Origin of the sequence: Burkholderia sp. Ac-20349 (genome assembly GCF_017104865.1) — a bacterium.
Lineage (GTDB): Bacteria > Pseudomonadota > Gammaproteobacteria > Burkholderiales > Burkholderiaceae > Burkholderia > Burkholderia aenigmatica.
This window is the reverse complement of the sequence record NZ_JAAGPM010000049.1, coordinates 1-15,508: the sequence shown is the minus strand read 5'-3', so window position 1 is coordinate 15,508 and position 15,508 is coordinate 1. Positions and strand designations below refer to the sequence as shown.

General features: G+C 67.6%; 14 protein-coding genes and 1 pseudogene. 4 read left to right on the top strand and 11 right to left on the bottom strand.

Going from position 1 to position 15,508, the window contains the following annotated elements:
• Positions 1 to 29: 29 nt before the first annotated feature.
• Genes G3N61_RS17760 through G3N61_RS17730 form a run of 7 tightly spaced genes read right to left on the bottom strand, consistent with a single transcriptional unit; the run spans position 30 to position 7,239 of the window.
• Positions 30 to 1,094, bottom strand: a complete 1,065-nt coding sequence (locus G3N61_RS17760; protein ID WP_089453213.1) for a 2-aminoethylphosphonate aminotransferase — start codon at positions 1,092 to 1,094, stop codon at positions 30 to 32.
• The gene (gene aepY / locus G3N61_RS17755; RefSeq protein ID WP_089453212.1) at positions 1,094 to 2,275 is read right to left on the bottom strand and encodes a phosphonopyruvate decarboxylase; all 1,182 of its coding nucleotides are present in this window, start codon (positions 2,273 to 2,275) and stop codon (positions 1,094 to 1,096) included. The genes G3N61_RS17760 and aepY overlap by 1 nt, the downstream gene beginning before the upstream one ends.
• Positions 2,272 to 3,960, bottom strand: a complete 1,689-nt coding sequence (aepX, locus tag G3N61_RS17750; protein WP_043183303.1) for a phosphoenolpyruvate mutase — start codon at positions 3,958 to 3,960, stop codon at positions 2,272 to 2,274. Before aepX ends, aepY begins: the two co-directional genes overlap by 4 nt.
• Positions 3,957 to 4,724: a phosphocholine cytidylyltransferase family protein gene (locus G3N61_RS17745; protein WP_205823207.1), complete on the bottom strand. Its 768-nt coding sequence runs from the start codon at positions 4,722 to 4,724 to the stop codon at positions 3,957 to 3,959. The genes aepX and G3N61_RS17745 overlap by 4 nt, the downstream gene beginning before the upstream one ends.
• Positions 4,725 to 4,760: 36 nt before the next feature.
• Positions 4,761 to 5,762 carry an HpnL family protein gene (locus G3N61_RS17740; protein ID WP_205823206.1) on the bottom strand — a complete coding sequence of 334 codons (1,002 nt, stop codon included), beginning with the start codon at positions 5,760 to 5,762 and terminating at the stop codon, positions 4,761 to 4,763.
• The gene (locus G3N61_RS17735) at positions 5,759 to 6,562 is read right to left on the bottom strand and encodes a 2OG-Fe(II) oxygenase (protein ID WP_043183307.1); all 804 of its coding nucleotides are present in this window, start codon (positions 6,560 to 6,562) and stop codon (positions 5,759 to 5,761) included. Before G3N61_RS17735 ends, G3N61_RS17740 begins: the two co-directional genes overlap by 4 nt.
• Positions 6,559 to 7,239 (bottom strand): CDP-alcohol phosphatidyltransferase family protein, encoded by a 681-nt coding sequence (locus G3N61_RS17730; protein ID WP_089453210.1) that lies wholly within the window; start codon positions 7,237 to 7,239, stop codon positions 6,559 to 6,561. The genes G3N61_RS17735 and G3N61_RS17730 overlap by 4 nt, the downstream gene beginning before the upstream one ends.
• A 653-nt stretch (positions 7,240 to 7,892) precedes the next feature.
• On the opposite strand from G3N61_RS17730, the gene G3N61_RS17725 reads away from it, so the two are divergent.
• Complete coding sequence (locus tag G3N61_RS17725) at positions 7,893 to 9,407, top strand: acetyl-CoA hydrolase/transferase family protein (RefSeq protein ID WP_205823205.1); 1,515 nt, start codon at positions 7,893 to 7,895, stop codon at positions 9,405 to 9,407.
• Between the two features lie 85 nt (positions 9,408 to 9,492).
• Here the strand turns inward: G3N61_RS17725 and G3N61_RS17720 are convergent, their stop codons facing one another.
• Complete coding sequence (locus G3N61_RS17720; protein WP_089453208.1) at positions 9,493 to 11,022, bottom strand: DHA2 family efflux MFS transporter permease subunit; 1,530 nt, start codon at positions 11,020 to 11,022, stop codon at positions 9,493 to 9,495.
• A gap of 135 nt (positions 11,023 to 11,157) precedes the next feature.
• Between G3N61_RS17720 and G3N61_RS17715 the strand changes: the two genes are divergently transcribed.
• Positions 11,158 to 11,598 (top strand): MarR family transcriptional regulator, encoded by a 441-nt coding sequence (locus tag G3N61_RS17715; protein ID WP_089453207.1) that lies wholly within the window; start codon positions 11,158 to 11,160, stop codon positions 11,596 to 11,598.
• Between the two features lie 247 nt (positions 11,599 to 11,845).
• Here G3N61_RS17715 and G3N61_RS17710 read toward each other — a convergent pair whose 3' ends face one another.
• Positions 11,846 to 12,343 carry a DUF2938 domain-containing protein gene (locus G3N61_RS17710; RefSeq protein ID WP_205823204.1) on the bottom strand — a complete coding sequence of 166 codons (498 nt, stop codon included), beginning with the start codon at positions 12,341 to 12,343 and terminating at the stop codon, positions 11,846 to 11,848.
• 140 nt (positions 12,344 to 12,483) lie between these two features.
• Between G3N61_RS17710 and G3N61_RS17705 the strand changes: the two genes are divergently transcribed.
• On the top strand, positions 12,484 to 12,909 hold the full coding sequence (locus G3N61_RS17705) for a helix-turn-helix domain-containing protein (RefSeq protein ID WP_043183323.1): 426 nt from the start codon (positions 12,484 to 12,486) through the stop codon (positions 12,907 to 12,909).
• Positions 12,910 to 13,018: 109 nt separating this feature from the next.
• On the top strand, positions 13,019 to 13,816 hold the full coding sequence (locus tag G3N61_RS17700; RefSeq protein ID WP_205823203.1) for a hypothetical protein: 798 nt from the start codon (positions 13,019 to 13,021) through the stop codon (positions 13,814 to 13,816).
• Position 13,817: 1 nt separating this feature from the next.
• Here G3N61_RS17700 and G3N61_RS17695 read toward each other — a convergent pair whose 3' ends face one another.
• Both G3N61_RS17695 and G3N61_RS17690 read right to left on the bottom strand, forming a co-directional pair.
• A complete protein-coding gene (locus G3N61_RS17695) occupies positions 13,818 to 14,720 on the bottom strand; it encodes a helix-hairpin-helix domain-containing protein (RefSeq protein ID WP_089453204.1) in 903 nt (300 codons plus the stop codon).
• Positions 14,721 to 14,901: 181 nt separating this feature from the next.
• Positions 14,902 to 15,396: pseudogene (locus G3N61_RS17690) on the bottom strand (sigma-70 domain-containing protein); the annotation flags it as partial.
• Between the last annotated feature and the right edge of the window lie 112 nt (positions 15,397 to 15,508).

The window sequence follows — 15,508 nt, the reverse complement described above, 5'->3', positions numbered from 1 at the left end:
GGCCTTTCATAGACGAAGGAGTCAGGCGCTTACTGCGTCAGCGCCGTAAACCCTTCCAGCAACCGCTCAACATCAGCCGCCTGAATCGCCCCCATCGTCGAAATCCGGAACAGCTCCTTCGACAACCCGCCTTGCCCCGCGTAGATCACGAAGCCGCGCGCCTTCAACCCGTCGTGCAGCGTTTCGTACGTTACACCCTGCGGCAACCGATAAGCACGAAGCACAACCGACGATTCACCTTCCGCCAGCACCAGCGGCATCCCGCGCGCGGCAAGCCCGGCTTGCGCCTGATCAGCCAGCGCCTTGTAATGCGCATGCCGCGCACGCCAGCCGCCAGCCTCATCAAACTCGCGCAGCGCCTCGACGAGCGCGTAATACGCGTGCACGGAAGGCGTAAACGGCGTATTCCGTTGATCCTGCAGCTTCGCGAGACGGCCGAGATCGAGGTAGTAGGTACGGCTCGCCGCCTTCGCGAGCGCGCTGCGGCGCACGATCACGAACGCTGCGCCCGGCACGCCGTGCAGGCACTTGTTCGCGGTCGCGGCGACCGCGTCGATGTCGCCGCCGGCGAAGTCGATCGCTTCCGCGCCAAAGCTGCTCACACCATCAACGAGCATTTTCACGCCGCGCGAACGGCACACCTCGGCAATCGCCCCGAGATCGTTCAGGCGACCCGTCGTCGTTTCATGATGAATCACGGCGACGTGCGAGTAACCGCCTGCATCGAGTCGCGCACCGATCTGTGCGAGATCCGGTGCCTGCATCCACTCATGCTTCAGCACGTCATGCGCGATCCCGTACTGCGTCGCGATCTGCGTGATCCGCTCGCCATACACACCATTCTCGATCACGAGCAGCTTGCCGTCCTTCGGCACGAGCGCCGCGATCATGCTTTCGACAGCGGCCGTACCCGAACCGGTCATCAGCACGGCCGTCCACTCAGCCGGATCGAGTTCATATGCGGCGACGAGACGCTGACGCGCTTCATCCTGCAGATCGAAGAATTCGCTTTCGCGATGGCACAGGTCGGGTTGCAGCAGGCTGCGGCGCACGCGTTCGGTGAGCGTGACCGGGCCGGGGTTCAGCAGCAGCATCAATGGGCTCCTTCAACGTGGGCTTCGGTCTGCGCGGCGCCGATGTGCCGCATCAGACGATTCTTGACCTCGACCGGCGTGACGGTCGGGCGGGGCAGGCCGTCGGGCACGCCGGTGCGGATCGCGACACGCACGAATTGCGCACCCTCGGCCGACGAAGCAAGCGCCGTATCGAGCACGTCGAGCGTGTCGCCTTCGACCGCCGACGCATACCCGCACGCGGCAGCAACGCCCGCGAACGAAACATGTTGCGACACCGTCGCCTGGCCGCCCGTCGATTCGTGCGCGCCGTTGTCGAGCAGCACGTGCGTGAGGTTGGCCGGGCCGTAGGTGCCGAGCGTCGCGAACACGCCCATACGCATCAGCGCGGCGCCGTCGCCGTCGACCGCGACCACGCGCAGGTCGGGGCGCGCGAGCGCGAGGCCGAGCGCGAGCGGCGTCACGCAGCCCATCGAGCCGACCATGTACAGCTGGTTCGGGCGATCGTCGATGGCGTAGAGTTCGCGGCCGCAGAAGCCGGTCGACGCGAGCACGACGGTCGAATCGACCGGCGTGTGCGCGATCACGCGCTGCAGCGCGTCCTGGCGGGTCGGCCAGGTGTCGGCCGACGCGGCGCGCGACGACGCTTGCGCGGCGACATGCGCGCGCGGCGTCGCCGCCGGGTTGGCCTTCAGTTCATACGGCGCGACGCTGCCTTTCTGCATCACGAGCGCGTACGGGCGGCCCGTCGCGTCCATGTGCGCGATCGCGCGGTCGAGTGCCGGGCCGACCTGTTCCGGGGCGGTCGGGAACGTCTCCCACGGGATCTCCATCGTGTCGAGCATCGCGGGCGTGATCGGGCCCATCAGCGCGTGCTGCGGCTCGTCGGCCACGCCCGGCTGGCCGCGCCACGTGACGATCAGCAGTTGCGGCAGGCGGAACGTCCACGTGAGCGACGTGAGCGGGCTCACCGCGTTGCCGAGCCCCGAGTTCTGCATCATCGCAATGCCGCGCTTGCCGCCGAGCGTCGCGCCCGCGATCAGCGCGACCGCGTCGCCTTCGTTCGCGGCCGACACGTAATGCAGCGTCGGGTCCTGCAGCACGTAATTGATGAACGGCGTCAGGTACGAGCAGGGCACGCCCGCGTACCAGTCGAAACCGCGCTCGCGCGCGGCCTCGACGAACTGGGCCGCTTCGATCATTGCGCGCCCCCGTTACGGGCGCCCGGTTGCGACAGCGGCGTCTGGCCGTGCGCGAAGTCGCCCGCGCGGCGGAAGTCTTCGAGATCGTTCACACCGCGCCAGTGGCCGTGCACGTACTGCACCTCGATCTTCTCGCCGGCGGCGATCAGTTCGTTGAGCAGCGCCGGGATGTCGAGCGTGTCGAAATCGTCGCGCGCCTGGAGCGTCGCGAGCATCGCCTTCAGGCGGTCGACACCGGCGCCGCGCACGTTCAGCAGGCCGATCCAGCGGCCATGCGGCGTGCCTGCGGCGACGTCGCTCGACACGCGTTGCAGGTAGGTCTTCTGGCCGAACAGGCCGCGGTCGTCGGCCGCCGAGCAGAGCGCGAAGTCACGCACGCTCTGGTTGGTCGGCTCGGTCAGCGACGAATCGACCACCACGCTGAACTCGGCTTCGCTTTCCGCGAGGTCGCGCACGATGTAGCTGCGGAACAGCAGGTCGCCGTACGAGATCACGGTGTCGCCGGTCAGGCGTTCGGCCGCGCAAGCGAGCGACGCGAGTTCGCCCGTCTGCGCATGGCGCTCGTTGACGACGAGCTTGATGCCCGACGTGTCGATCGCGTCGGCGCGATAGCCGCCGACCACGGTGATGTCGTTCACGCCGTGCGTCTTGAAGCCGTCGACGAGCCAGCGCAGCAGCGGCTTGCCGGCGACCGGCAGCATGACCTTCGGCTTGTCTTCGGTCACGGCCTCGAGGCCCTTGCCGCGGCTCGCGGCGAGTACGATCGCCGCGTTCGACGCACGCGACGACGACGACAGGTAGATGCGCTCGGCCGCCGAGTATTCGTCGGCGTCCTGCAGGCGGAAGATCTCGTTGACCGATGCAACGCGGTCTTCGACGTTGATCAGCGTTTCGCTCTCGTGGATCTCGCGTGCGGTCGCCTGCATCGCGGATGCCGACGCACGGATCAGGTGGTTCGCCCAGATCACGGTGCTGATGCCGGCCTGGCGGAACACGTCGGTCGGCGTGCTGTAGTACTTGGTCGGCACGATCACGAGCGGCGCCTTGCCGCTCCATTCGCGCGCAAATTGCAGGATCTCGTCCGGGCGCGACAGCTTGCTGTGGATCAGGATCGCGTCCGCGCCGGCTTCCGCATACGCGTTCGCGCGGCGCAGCGCCTCGTCCATCCCCCAGCCCGCGATCAGCGCTTCGACACGCGCGACGATCGAGAAGTCGGGATCGCTCTGCGAATCCTTGCCGGCCTTGATCTTGCCGCAGAACTCGTCGATTTCCGCGAGCGGCTGGCGCTCGCCGCCGATGAAGCTGTTGGTCTTCGGGAACTGCTTGTCCTCGATACAGACGCCCGCGATGCCGCGCTGCTCGAGCTTCTTGACGAGGCGGCGCACGTTGTTGAAGTTGCCGTAGCCGGTGTCGCCGTCGAGCAGGATCGGCAGGTCGCTCGCGTCGGCCATGAATTCGAGCACGTCGACGACCTGGGTCCAGCTCGCCTCGTTGTTGTCGCGCACGCCGAACTGCGCGGAGATCGCGAGGCCCGATGCCCAGATCCCCTTGAAGCCGGCTTCGCGGACGATCCGCGCGGACAGGCCGTTGTGCGCTTCCATCAGGAATTCGAGTTCGTTGCTGACGAGCATGCGGCGCAGGCGTGCGCTGCGCGATTCGGAGAAGTTGGGTTCGCGTGCATTCATCGTGCAGCTCCTGCGGTAGTACGTTGAATCAGGGGGAGAATGTCTTGCGTGGCGCGTGCGACGTCGTTCGGGAAGTCGATCTCGATCCACGGCGAGCCGGTGACGTCGGCGACGTCGAACGAATGACCGCCTTCGAGCAGCAGGTCGCGCACGGCTTCCTCGTGCGGCATGTTCGCGCGGCCGCTGTCGACGTAGCCCGCGACGATCGTCGCGAGGCGGCGCGCGGTGCCTTCGGTGAAGCGGAAGAAGCCGACCGATTCGCCGATCGTGTCGTACTCGAGGTCGACCGCGAGCTGCTTGCGCAACTCGACCGGCACGCCGTTCTTCAGGCACAGCTTGACGGGTTCGTCGCCGGCCTCGAAGTCGCGATCGATCAGCAGGCGGTCGACCGCCTTGTCGGGATCGGCCACCAGCGCATGCAGGATGTTCTCGTCATACAGCACGTCGGCGTCCATCAGCAGCACGTCGCCGCCGCGCGTCATCGCATCGGCGACGGTATGCACGGTCAGCACGCTGCCGAGGTCGTAGCGGTCGTTGATCACGATCTCGGCCTGGCGGCCGAGGCGCTTCAATTCCTGCTCGACCTTCTCGTACTGGAAGCCCAGCCCGAGCACGATCTCGTCGACGCCCGCGGCGTCGAGCACGCGCAGATGCCGCTCGAGCAGCGAAACGTCGTCGAAGCGCAGCAGGCACTTCGGGAACTGCGCCTCGGGCGGTTGTTGCAGGCGCAAGCCGAGGCCTGCCGCAAGAATGATGGCTCGCATGGGTTCTCCAACCAAAAAGCCGGCGGATCTGAACGATCAGTCGGCGAGCGGCTGCGGCGCACGGCGCCGCTGCCAGTTTCTTTCACTGAAATGCAGATAGAGCAGGCCGGGCAGGCCGAGCGCGAGTTCGCGCGCGCGCTTCGCGAGCGACAGCGCGAGCGCCGCGTCGGGCGGCAGTCCGACCAGCGGCGCGAGCAGCAGGTAGCCGCCTTCCTGCGCGCCGAGCGAGCCCGGGATCGCGAAGGCCGCGCCACGAATGGCCTGGCCGACGCTCTCGAGCAGCAGCGCGTCGAGCCAGCTCACCGGATGCCCGAGGAAATGCAGCGCGAGCCACACTTCCGCGGTGCCGACGATCCAGCCGACGAGACTCAATGCGAACGTCTTCGCGACCTTCGCGCGATCGCGATACAGCGCGCCGACCGCGTCGTCGATCGCGTCGGCGCGGGTGGCCAGCGACGACCAGTCGCGCGGGCCGAGCAGCTTCGACGCGAGGCGCAGGCCGCGGCCGAACAGCCCGCGCCGCTGCGCCACGTAGAACAGCGCGGCGAGGGCGCCGAGCACGCCGGTGGCGATCAGCGCGGGCGTGCGCAGGTGCGCGACCGATTCGTGCGTCGCATACAGGCTGAACGCGGCGATGCCGATCAGCGCGAACGCCATCTGCGCGAGCGCCTGCATCGTCGTGCTGACGGTGACGGCCGCCGCCGCGTCGGCCATCCGCGTGCCGCGCTGCGCGAGGTGGCGCACCATCAGCACGGGGCCGCCGATCTGCCCGGCAGGCAGCAGGCTGTTCACCGATTCGCCGACCCAGCGCGCACGCAGCGCGTTGCCGAGTTCGGCGCCCGGCTGGCCGGGGCGGAACATCACGGAGATCGCCGTCGCGTCGATCACGAGCGGCACGACGTGGAACGCCGCGACGAGCGCGAGCCCCCAGCCGGCGGCGAGGAACGTCGACGCGACCGCGCCGACGCCTTGCCATGCCAGGAGTGCGACGAAGAGTGCGGTCCCGAGGGACAGCAGGATGAGGCCGGCGCGTGTCATGACCCGGTCGTGCGTCGCGTTGCCAGTTGCTTGAACACCTGGCGGAAACCGAAATACGCGATCGCGTCCTTCATGTTCGAGATGAAGCGCTTCCACGGCCGCATGCCGGGGTTCGTCACGTATTCGAAGGTGAGCGACACGCGCATCTCGTTCTGGCCGAGCGGCGTGATGCGGTGGCGCAGCTTGTCGCCGTCGAACAGCACGATGCCGCCGTCGGCGATCTGCACGGAGCCCGGCTCGTCGGCGACGTCCGGATTGCGCGTGTGCAGCTCGTAGTCGAGCCGGCACGACGATTCGTCGATCACGCCGATCAGCAGCGTGTAGCGGCGGCCGTCGTAGTACGACGTGTCGTAGTGCCAGCCGATGTGGTCGCCGGGCTTCGTGTAGTAATACAGCGCGTACGCGTGCGGATCGTCGTCCGGCGACAGCATCAGCTTGTCGCCCGTGACCTTCTCGAGGAAGGAGATGAGTGCCTTCGAACGATACAGTTCGGCGATGTACGGCGCCTGCTCGTCGATCGTATGACGGCTCACGCTGCCGCCTTGCTTGTGACCGGGCAGGTAATTGCGGTTCAGGCCGGCCTGCATCGCGCGGGCGGCGTCGGCCAGCTTCGCGTGCGCGTCGGCCGGCAGGAATGCGTCGAGGTACAGGAACGAGCCCTGGCGCGTGTAGTCGTTGCGCACTTGCTCGAGGTCGAGATGGCCGACGCAGTCGGCCACGGTGCGATCGGGGTCGGACGCGGCGCGCACGGGCGCGGGGCGTGCCGGGCTCAGCACGGAGTCGTCGCGCGTGCTAGTCATTTGGAAGCCTGGATTTCAGTGGAATTCTGCGGAACATTGCCGCGCCGGACGATGCGCCACCAGTCGATCACGACCCACGCGGCGAACAGCGGGGCGCCGATCGACGCCGCGAGCAGGAACGGCTCGACGCCGTCGAACAGCGTCACGAGCGGCAGCAGGTACAGCACGTCTTCGGTTTCGAAGCCGCCGGCGAATGCCTGCTTGGTGCCGGCCTTGCCGGCGAACGATTCGATGCGCATGCGCAGGAAGAAGATCAGCGCAACGGCGGCGCCGGCCACCGCGCCGAGCAGCACCGGCGATGCGGCCATCTGGCCGCCCTGGGCGACGATGCCGAGGCCCATGCTGACGAACAGCGCGACCGTGACGAGCGCGTCTGCCGCGAGGTCGTAAAAATGACCGATCTTGCTCGTTTTGCCGCTGATGCGCGCGAGCTCGCCATCGGTGTGGTCGACGAAGTTCGACAGTACGATCAGGAACGCGCCGGCATTGCTCCAGCCGAAGCCGCCGTGCGCGAGGCACCAGGCGCCGGCGAGGCCGATCAGCAGACGAACGGTGGTGAGGTGATTCGGGGTGACAGGCGTGTCGACGAGCGGTCGGACAAGCGAGCGCGCCAGCCGCGCATCCCAGGTGCGTGGCAGGGGCGGTTCGGAACGTGTGGCGGTTTTTCTTTGGTCCATCGGCGAAATATATACGGAATTGTAATTTGGTGCTTTTTATTCGATCAATGTCCTGACATGAGGGAGTGTTACCGCGTCTTGCGGCGATTGGGCGGCCGAAAAGCGCGTGCCCGAAAGGGCGGCCAAACGGGGCGGCGCGATCCAGATTCCAGTGTGGTTCGCATCGGGCGGCTGTCAAGGACGGACGGGCCTCTCAGGCCGATGCGGCGGTACTTTTCGCGCTTCGCCGCGCGCGTCGCGCGGCGCGTGCGAGCTTGATATGCGTCAGGTCGGAATGAGCCGCATCGGGTGACAATTGGCCGCGCCGGACGGGTGTCGTTCATTGTCGATGGAAAGGCGGTAAATGGCCGTCAAAATCCGCCGATTGACGCGCGAGAGTTGGCGATCGGCGACGGTTTTTCCTGCCCGATACTTTCGCGCACCTTTCGCGCGCATCCGCTTCAAACGGAGCGCCTGTCACAGAACGGTCGTTCGATACCCGGCAAATTCGACAAGGATCTTTTTCATACAGCGGACATTTCGCGGCGATCGCCTCTGCGATACTCCGACCGTGCCTGTGGTGCCGGCCGCCCCTCGCGGCCCCAAGGGCTTCATGTCGCTCAGGAGACACCCCCCGCGACGTCAACGACAGACCAAAGCGTCAGAAACCAGCCATGTCATCTTCACGCATCCTCGCTCCCGCCCTGCGTTCGCTCGTCCGCACCGCCGACGAAGCCGCCGCGCTGATCCGTCCCGGCATGACCGTCGCCATGAGCGGCTTCACGGGCTCGGGCTATCCGAAGGCCGTGCCGGCCGCGCTTGCCGCCCATATCGACGCGGCGCACTCGCGCGGCGAGGACTTCCGGATCAACGTGCTGACGGGCGCATCGACCGCGCCGGAACTCGACGGCGCGCTCGCCCGCACCAACGGCATCTCGATGCGCTTGCCGTACCAGTCCGACCCGACGCTGCGCGACAAGATCAACGGCGGTGAAGTCGATTACCAGGACGTCCACCTGAGCCACGTCGCGCAGTACGCATGGTTCGGCCTGTACGGCGATCTCGATGTCGCGATCGTCGAAGTCGCGGGCATCCGCGAGGACGGGCTGCTGATTCCGTCCGCGTCGATCGGCAACAACAAGACCTGGCTCGAACGCGCGAAGCACGTGATCCTCGAGGTCAACTCGCGCCAGCCGCTCGGCCTCGACGGGATGCACGACGTCTATTACGGCACCGCGCTGCCGCCGCACCGCAAGCCGATTCCGCTGACGAAGAGCGACGACCGGATCGGCGAGCCGTACCTGCGTTGCCCGGCCGAGAAGATCGTCGCGATCGTCGAGACCGATGCGCCGGACCGCAGCAATGCGTTCTCCGCACCGGACGCGACGTCGAAGCAGATCGCGCTGCAACTGATCGACTTCCTGCGCCATGAAGTGAAGCGCGGCCGCCTGCCGGAAAACCTGCTGCCGCTGCAGTCGGGCGTCGGCAACATCACGAACGCGGTGCTCGCGGAGCTCAGCTCGGCCGGCTTCTCGAACCTGACCGCGTACACCGAAGTGATCCAGGACGGCATGCTCGACCTGCTCCAGGACGGCACGCTGGGCTTCGCGTCGGCCACCGCGCTGTCGCTGAGCCCGGCCGCCGTGCAGCGCTTCGCCGATGAAATCGCGACGTTCCGCGAGAAGATCGTGCTGCGCCCGCAGGAGATCAGCAACCATCCGGAGCTCGTGCGCCGTCTCGGCTGCATCGCGATGAACGGGATGATCGAGGCCGACATCTACGGCAACGTGAACTCGACCCACGTGATGGGCACCAAGATCCAGAACGGCATCGGCGGCTCGGGCGACTTCGCGCGCAACGGCTACCTGTCGTGCTTCATGTCGGCGAGTACCGCGAAGGGCGGCGCGATCTCGCGGATCGTGCCGATGGCGAGCCATGTCGACCATACCGAGCACGACGTCGCGGTGGTCGTCACCGAGCAGGGCCTCGCGGACCTGCGCGGCCTGTCGCCGAAGCAGCGTGCCCGCAAGGTCATCGCGACCTGCGCGCATCCCGACTATCGGCCGATGCTCGAGGATTACTTCGAGCGCGCGTCGCGCGAAAGCTTCGGCAAGCACACGCCGCACCTGCTCGCCGAGGCGCTGTCGTGGCACGAGCGCTACGTCCGCACGGGCACGATGAAGGCTTGACGCGGCACGCCTGCCGCGCGTGAGAATCGCGGGGCAGGCGGCGCGCGATGCGATGCGCGTATCCGTCCGTCGATCGGCCGGATCGTCAGTCCATCGCCGCATGCGCGACGTCGACGCTCGCCGCCTTCTGCGGCGGGCGGATCAGCAGCAACAGCGGGATCATCAGCAGCGTCGCGACGAACATCAGCTTGAAGTCGTTCAGGTACGCGATCATCGACGCCTGCTGGTTGATCGTGCGGTCGAGCAGCGCAATGTCGAGGCGGCTGCCGGCCATCGCCTGCACGGCCGGGTTGAACGGCGTGATGTGGGTCGCGAGGTCGGCATGCGCGACTTGCGTGTTGCGCGTCATCAGCGTCTGGACGATCGAGATGCCGATACTGCTGCCGATGTTGCGCATCAGGCTGTAGGTGGCCGTGCCGTCCGCGCGCAGGTCGGGCGGCAGCGTCGAGAACGACAGCGCGCTCAGCGGCACGAACACGAGCCCCAGCCCGAAGCCCTGCACCACGCCGGGCCACACGATGTCCGCTTCGGACAGCACGATCGTGTACTGCATCATCTGCCATAGCGCGAGCGCGGAAATCGACAGCCCCGCGAGCAGCAGCATCCGCGCATCCACGTATTTCAGCAGTCTTCCGACGAACAGCATCGCGATCATCGTGCCGGCGCCGCTTGGCGCGGTGACGAGGCCCGTCGTCGCGACCGGGTAGCCCATCAGGTTCTGCAGCATCGGCGGCAGCAGCGCGCGTGTCGCGTACAGCACCGCGCCGACCACGAAGATGAACAGCGTGCCCGTCGCGAAGTTGGGGTCGCGCAGCAGTTCCGACTTGAAGAACGACGCCTTGCCGACGGTCGCGGTATGCGTGAGGAAGAACGCGAAGCTGAGCGCCGCGACGAGCGCCTCGATGCGGATCTCGTACGAGCCGAACCAGTCGAGCTGTTCGCCGCGGTCGAGCATCGCCTGGAATGCGCCGATCGCGAGCGCCAGCGTCGCGAAGCCGAATGCGTCGAACTTCACGTGCGGGCGCGGCGCGCGCGCGGGCAGGAAGGTCATCACGCCGGCGAGCGCGAACGCGCCGATCGGCACGTTGATGAAGAACACCCAGCGCCAGTTGTAGCTGTCGGTGAGCCAGCCGCCGAGCGTCGGGCCGAGGATCGGGCCGACCATCACGCCCATCCCCCAGATCGCCATCGCCTGGCCTTGTTTCTCGCGCGGGTTGATGTCGAGCAGGATCGACTGCGACAGCGGCACCAGCGCGGCGCCGAACACGCCCTGCAGCAGACGCGCGCCGACGATCTGCACGAGCGTCTCGGCCAGCCCGCACAGTGCCGACGCGACGGTGAACCCGGCGATCGACACGATCAGCAGCCGCTTCACGCTGAGCCGGTCGGACAGCCAGCCGGTGAGCGGCGTCGCGATCGCCGCGGCGACGATATAGGAGGTCAGCACCCACGTGATCTCGTCCTGCGACGCGGACAGCGTGCCCTGCATGTGCGGCAGCGCGACGTTCGCGATGGTGCTGTCGAGGGTCTGGATCAGCGTGGCGAGCATGATCGACAGGGTCAGCATCGGCCGGTTCAGGGCGGGCGAGGCGGGGGCGTCGGCGGCGGGGTTCAAGCGGGTGTCTCCGTGGGGCGGTCGCCGTGGGCGGCGATCCGGTATGACGCAAATTATAAGCATGCGTATTATATCTCCGCTTATGGCTGCGTCTCGAGCGGGAGGCAGTTGCCGGCTCGACCCTATAATCGCCGCATGGACAAGACTTACGAGAACCGGATCGGTTACCTGATCGCCGATGTGGCGCGCCTGAACGGGCGTCTCTTCGACCGGCGCGCGAAGCGCATCGGGCTGACGCGCGCGCAGAGCCGCGTGCTCGCGTACCTGACGTGGAAGGGCGAGATGAATCAGGCGCGGCTGGCCGAATGGCTCGAGATCGCGCCGATCACGCTGACGCGGCTGCTCGACCGGATGGAAAGCTATGGCTGGATCGAGCGCGTCGCGAACGACGACGATCGCCGCGCATTCGTGATCCGGCTGACCGACAAGTCGCGCGAGATCTTTCCGCAGATGCTCGAAGTGGGGGACACCGTCGCCGACGACGGGCTGCGCGGCTTCACGCCCGACGAGCGCGATACGCTGGTGCGGTTGCTCGGGCGCATGCGCCACAACCTGATCGACTGCGGCGGGGAGTGATGGGGGCCGCCATCCGGGCAGGCCGGATGAACGGCTTGAAAACAGCAGGAACACCGGAAGGCGACGCGCGAGCACGCCGGGTCGGCCCGTATTCCGGCGTGGGCATCTTCATCGCCATGGCGCCGGTGCCGATACGCGGCGCGGCCTTCGTCCGGCGCGCGCAGGGCGATGCGCCGGTCACGCTCGACGGAGGGCTCGCGTGGGCGTCGCTGACGCTACCCGTTATCGCTTTGGCGAGGCCGTGTGCTCAACGGGCCAGCGCCGCAAGCGTAACCGCCGCCAGATAAAGCCCCACACCGTACGACAGATGCGTGATGAGACTACGCCGGCGCGCGACGCCCGGGTTCGGCGTGCGCGACGCCGCGATGCCGAAGCCGAACGCGGGCTGCATCACGACGAACGGCGCGACCACGCTGGCGAGGCCGGCGACGAGCGCGGGGAGCGGGGTCGGCGTGCCGATCCATTCGGTGCCCGCGATCGCGACGGGCAGCGCCGCGAACGCGATGCCGATCGCGTAATGCGCGATCCAGCCGAGCGCGCGTTCGCCCGGCACGGGCGCCGCGGCGCCGATCGACACGTGCCGGAACCGGCCTTGCATCATGTGACCGATCCAGCGGCCGACCAGCGCATAGTCGAGCGACGGAATGCCGAAGGCACGCCGCCGGAACAGCGTCCACAGATCCATCACGAGCGTCGCGCCCGCGCCGATCAGCAACAGGTTGAGCAGGACGTCGGGCGCGCTCATCGCGACCCTCCGCGGAGAACGGAAAAGGCTGCGCGGTGCAGCGGAATACAGCGTGGTTTCAGCGGTTTCATGGCAGTCCGGGCTTGTCTTTATGGAGTCGAGCGACTATCTTGCAACTTCAAGTTCACTTGAGGTCAAGCATGAGCCGGCTGGACATTGCAGATGTGGCGCGACGCTCGGGATTGCCCGCGTCGACGCTGCGTTACTACGAGGAAAAGGGGCTGATCGTCCCGACCGGCCGCCACGGGCTGCGGCGGCAATACGACGAGTCGGTGCTGGAGCGCCTGGCGCTGATCGCACTGGGCCGCGAGGCCGGGTTTTCGCTCGACGACATCCTCGCGATGGTCGGCACGGACGGCCTGCCTGCGATCGATCGCGCGAAGCTCGACGGCAAGGCCGACGAACTCGACCGCACGATCCGCCGTCTCGGCGCCGTGCGCGACGCGTTGCGGCATGCGGCCGTGTGCCCGGCATCGAACCATCTCGAATGTCCGTCGTTCCAGAAGCTGCTGCGGATCGCCGCGCATCGCCATCCGGCGCGCCGCACGAAGACGGAAGGCGCGTAGGCGCCCGGCCCGCGCGATGCGCATGCATTGGCGGGGGCAGCGGCGAATCGGCGGCACGTCGCCATTCATGGCCGACGGACATTGCAAACAGGAACAACGGGGTTGCCGCGTGTGGTTTTTACTTGTGCTTTACGTGCTTCCGGCCGCGTATGCGGCATCGAAGGTCGGGCCGCATTACGGGTTTCTCGCCGGGTGCGCGACACTGGCCGCCGTGCTGGCGATGCAGACCGCGCTGCTGACGTGGGGGACTGCCCTGTTGAACCGGCGGCGTGGGTCCGTTGGGCAGCCTGAGACGAGCGCGACGCCCGTACCGGCCGATAGTCTGGATGACGAACCGGCCGATGAGCCCGACGACACGCCCGATGTGCCGCTTCGATATGGCGAGCATGCCCGATTCAAGCAACTGGTCCTGATTGCCGACGCCGCACGGCCCGAGGTTACGCGCCGTTTCTACGACAAGGCGAAGCGGGCGATCGAAGCGTACGTGGATGTCGAGACGGGGCGCGACGGTTCGGGCGCGGCGATGGTGTCGACGGCCGACCTCGCCCCGGCAGACGGCCTGCCCGCCGCGCCGCCGGACGAAACGCTGATCGTGTTCGTGTCGAACGACGGCGCGTGGTCGGGGTTCCGCGTCGGCGACGACAGCTTCCGGTTCCGCCACGGCGCAATCACGAGATTGCGGTTCACGCATGTGATGCCGGTTCGCTGGAACGGCGACTACATGGTGACGTTCTGGTTCGACGTGCCGAAGCGGGAGCGCACTACCGATTACAACGCGTATCGGACCGGGTTCGATATCGGGGTGGACCGTGCCGGCCACCGTTCACGCACGCTCACCCATGCATGTCGTGAAATCGCGTCGGTGCTCGACGTCGCGTTCGACGTCGACGAGGTTGGCGACGACTGAGTCATCCCGCGTAATACACGCGGCACTCCTGCTCGCGCCCGCGCACGATGCGCTTGCCGACGAGCGAGCCGTACGTTTCGGTGAAGACGGTGCGCTGGTGCTCGCATTGCAGGGCGTCGTAGAAATAGAGCGAGACCCAGTCGGTCGGGCGGGAGGCCTCCGGCGTGCGCATCGCGGCATGGAGGCACAGCGCGGTGAAATGCCAGCCGCCCTTGGTCATGTGCATCACGGGCAACGGCACGTAGCCGTCCGCGTTCAGGCGCCGATGCACGGTTGCGCGTTGCACAACGCCAGGCGTCGGCAACGCGCCGGCGGCGGCCTTGTTGCGATACAGACGGTCGATGTAGAGCAGCAGTTCGACAGGCGGCTCCGTGCCGGGCCCGGCGTCCTGCACGCGGCCCTGCCAGCGCCGACGGCGGCTCAGCACGTCGTCGAGCGCGGTGCGGATGCCGGCCGCGCGTCGCGGGCCGACGCCCGTGATCGTTTCGAGCTGGCCGTTGCGGGCCGCGCGTTCGAGCTCCTCGAGCGTATCGATATGCAGCAGGTCGTGAATGCGCAGCGCGAGCGCGTGGCCGATGCCTGGCACCGCCTCGAATGCGGACGTGCGTTCGGCGTCGCCGCACAGCCGGTCGAGCTGGCGCCAGCGCCCCGTCACCAGCAGCTCGGCAATCGCCTGCGCGACGCCCGTGCCGATCTCGGGCAGCGTGCCGAGCGCATCGACGCCGCCGGACTCGAACACTGCGCGGATATCGAGGTCGAGCGCATCGACCGTCTCGGCCGACGCGCGGTACGCTGCGACCCGATACGGATTCGCGCCCTGGTCAGCCAGCCGCTGCGCCGCCTCGCGCAGGCAGGTCGCGATATGGCGGTTTTCCTCGTACGTTTGGCTGGCGGTCGTCTGCATGGCGAGGGACCCGGGGAAGCACAAACGGAATGGACACGGCTAGCGATGCGCCGGTCGGCTTTTTACCATTGTCGCGATACGCGATGAAGAAAACTTGACGCACGTCAATGGCAAACGTAGCACAGGTGCGAAGCGCACGGTCGTGCCGGATCGTGGCACGACCGTGCGTCGCGTGACGCGGTCACGCGTCGAGGAACGACTGCGCGTTCTCGGCCTCGGCGGCCGTGCGCAACGCGGCGAGCGCCCGTTTCTCGATCTGCCGCACGCGTTCGCGCGACATGCCCGCGTCCTGCGCGATCGCGTCGTAGGTATCGGGCTCGGCGCCGCCGAGGCCGAACCGCCGGCGCAGCACGTCGGCCTCGGCCGGCGTGACCGACCGGAGCAGCGACCTCACGCACTCGCGCATGCGCGTGTCGGCCAGTTGCTCGAACGGGCTGGCCGACGCCTGGTCCTCGATCAGCTCCACCAGGCCGGTGTCCGCGTCGGGCAGCGGCGCGTCGAGCGATACGGGCTCGGCTGGCAGCGCGAGCACCGCGCGCAGCTTGTCCTCGTCGAGGCCGGTTTCGGCCGCGAGTTCGGCCGGCGTCGCGCGACGGCCCGTGCGCTGTCGAAACCGCAGCGCATGCCGCTGCACACGCTGGTACTGGTCGCCGACATGCACGGGCTCCGGAATTCTTTCCATTCGGTCACGATCACGAGCGCATCCGCGCCCTTCACGGCGACGTCCTGCGTGTCGACGAGATGCAGCCGCGCCAGCGCGCTCGCGTCATGGCCGAAATCCAGCGCGA

Coding starts and splice junctions, on each gene's coding strand:
- G3N61_RS17760 (WP_089453213.1), bottom strand. CDS start 1,094: ATGCTGCTGCTGAACCCCGGCCCGGTCACGCTCACCGAACGCGTGCGC.
- aepY (WP_089453212.1), bottom strand. CDS start 2,275: ATGATCGAAGCGGCCCAGTTCGTCGAGGCCGCGCGCGAGCGCGGTTTC.
- aepX (WP_043183303.1), bottom strand. CDS start 3,960: ATGAATGCACGCGAACCCAACTTCTCCGAATCGCGCAGCGCACGCCTG.
- G3N61_RS17745 (WP_205823207.1), bottom strand. CDS start 4,724: ATGCGAGCCATCATTCTTGCGGCAGGCCTCGGCTTGCGCCTGCAACAA.
- G3N61_RS17740 (WP_205823206.1), bottom strand. CDS start 5,762: ATGACACGCGCCGGCCTCATCCTGCTGTCCCTCGGGACCGCACTCTTC.
- G3N61_RS17735 (WP_043183307.1), bottom strand. CDS start 6,562: ATGACTAGCACGCGCGACGACTCCGTGCTGAGCCCGGCACGCCCCGCG.
- G3N61_RS17730 (WP_089453210.1), bottom strand. CDS start 7,239: ATGGACCAAAGAAAAACCGCCACACGTTCCGAACCGCCCCTGCCACGC.
- G3N61_RS17725 (WP_205823205.1), top strand. CDS start 7,893: ATGTCATCTTCACGCATCCTCGCTCCCGCCCTGCGTTCGCTCGTCCGC.
- G3N61_RS17715 (WP_089453207.1), top strand. CDS start 11,158: ATGGACAAGACTTACGAGAACCGGATCGGTTACCTGATCGCCGATGTG.
- G3N61_RS17710 (WP_205823204.1), bottom strand. CDS start 12,343: ATGAGCGCGCCCGACGTCCTGCTCAACCTGTTGCTGATCGGCGCGGGC.
- G3N61_RS17705 (WP_043183323.1), top strand. CDS start 12,484: ATGAGCCGGCTGGACATTGCAGATGTGGCGCGACGCTCGGGATTGCCC.
- G3N61_RS17695 (WP_089453204.1), bottom strand. CDS start 14,720: ATGCAGACGACCGCCAGCCAAACGTACGAGGAAAACCGCCATATCGCG.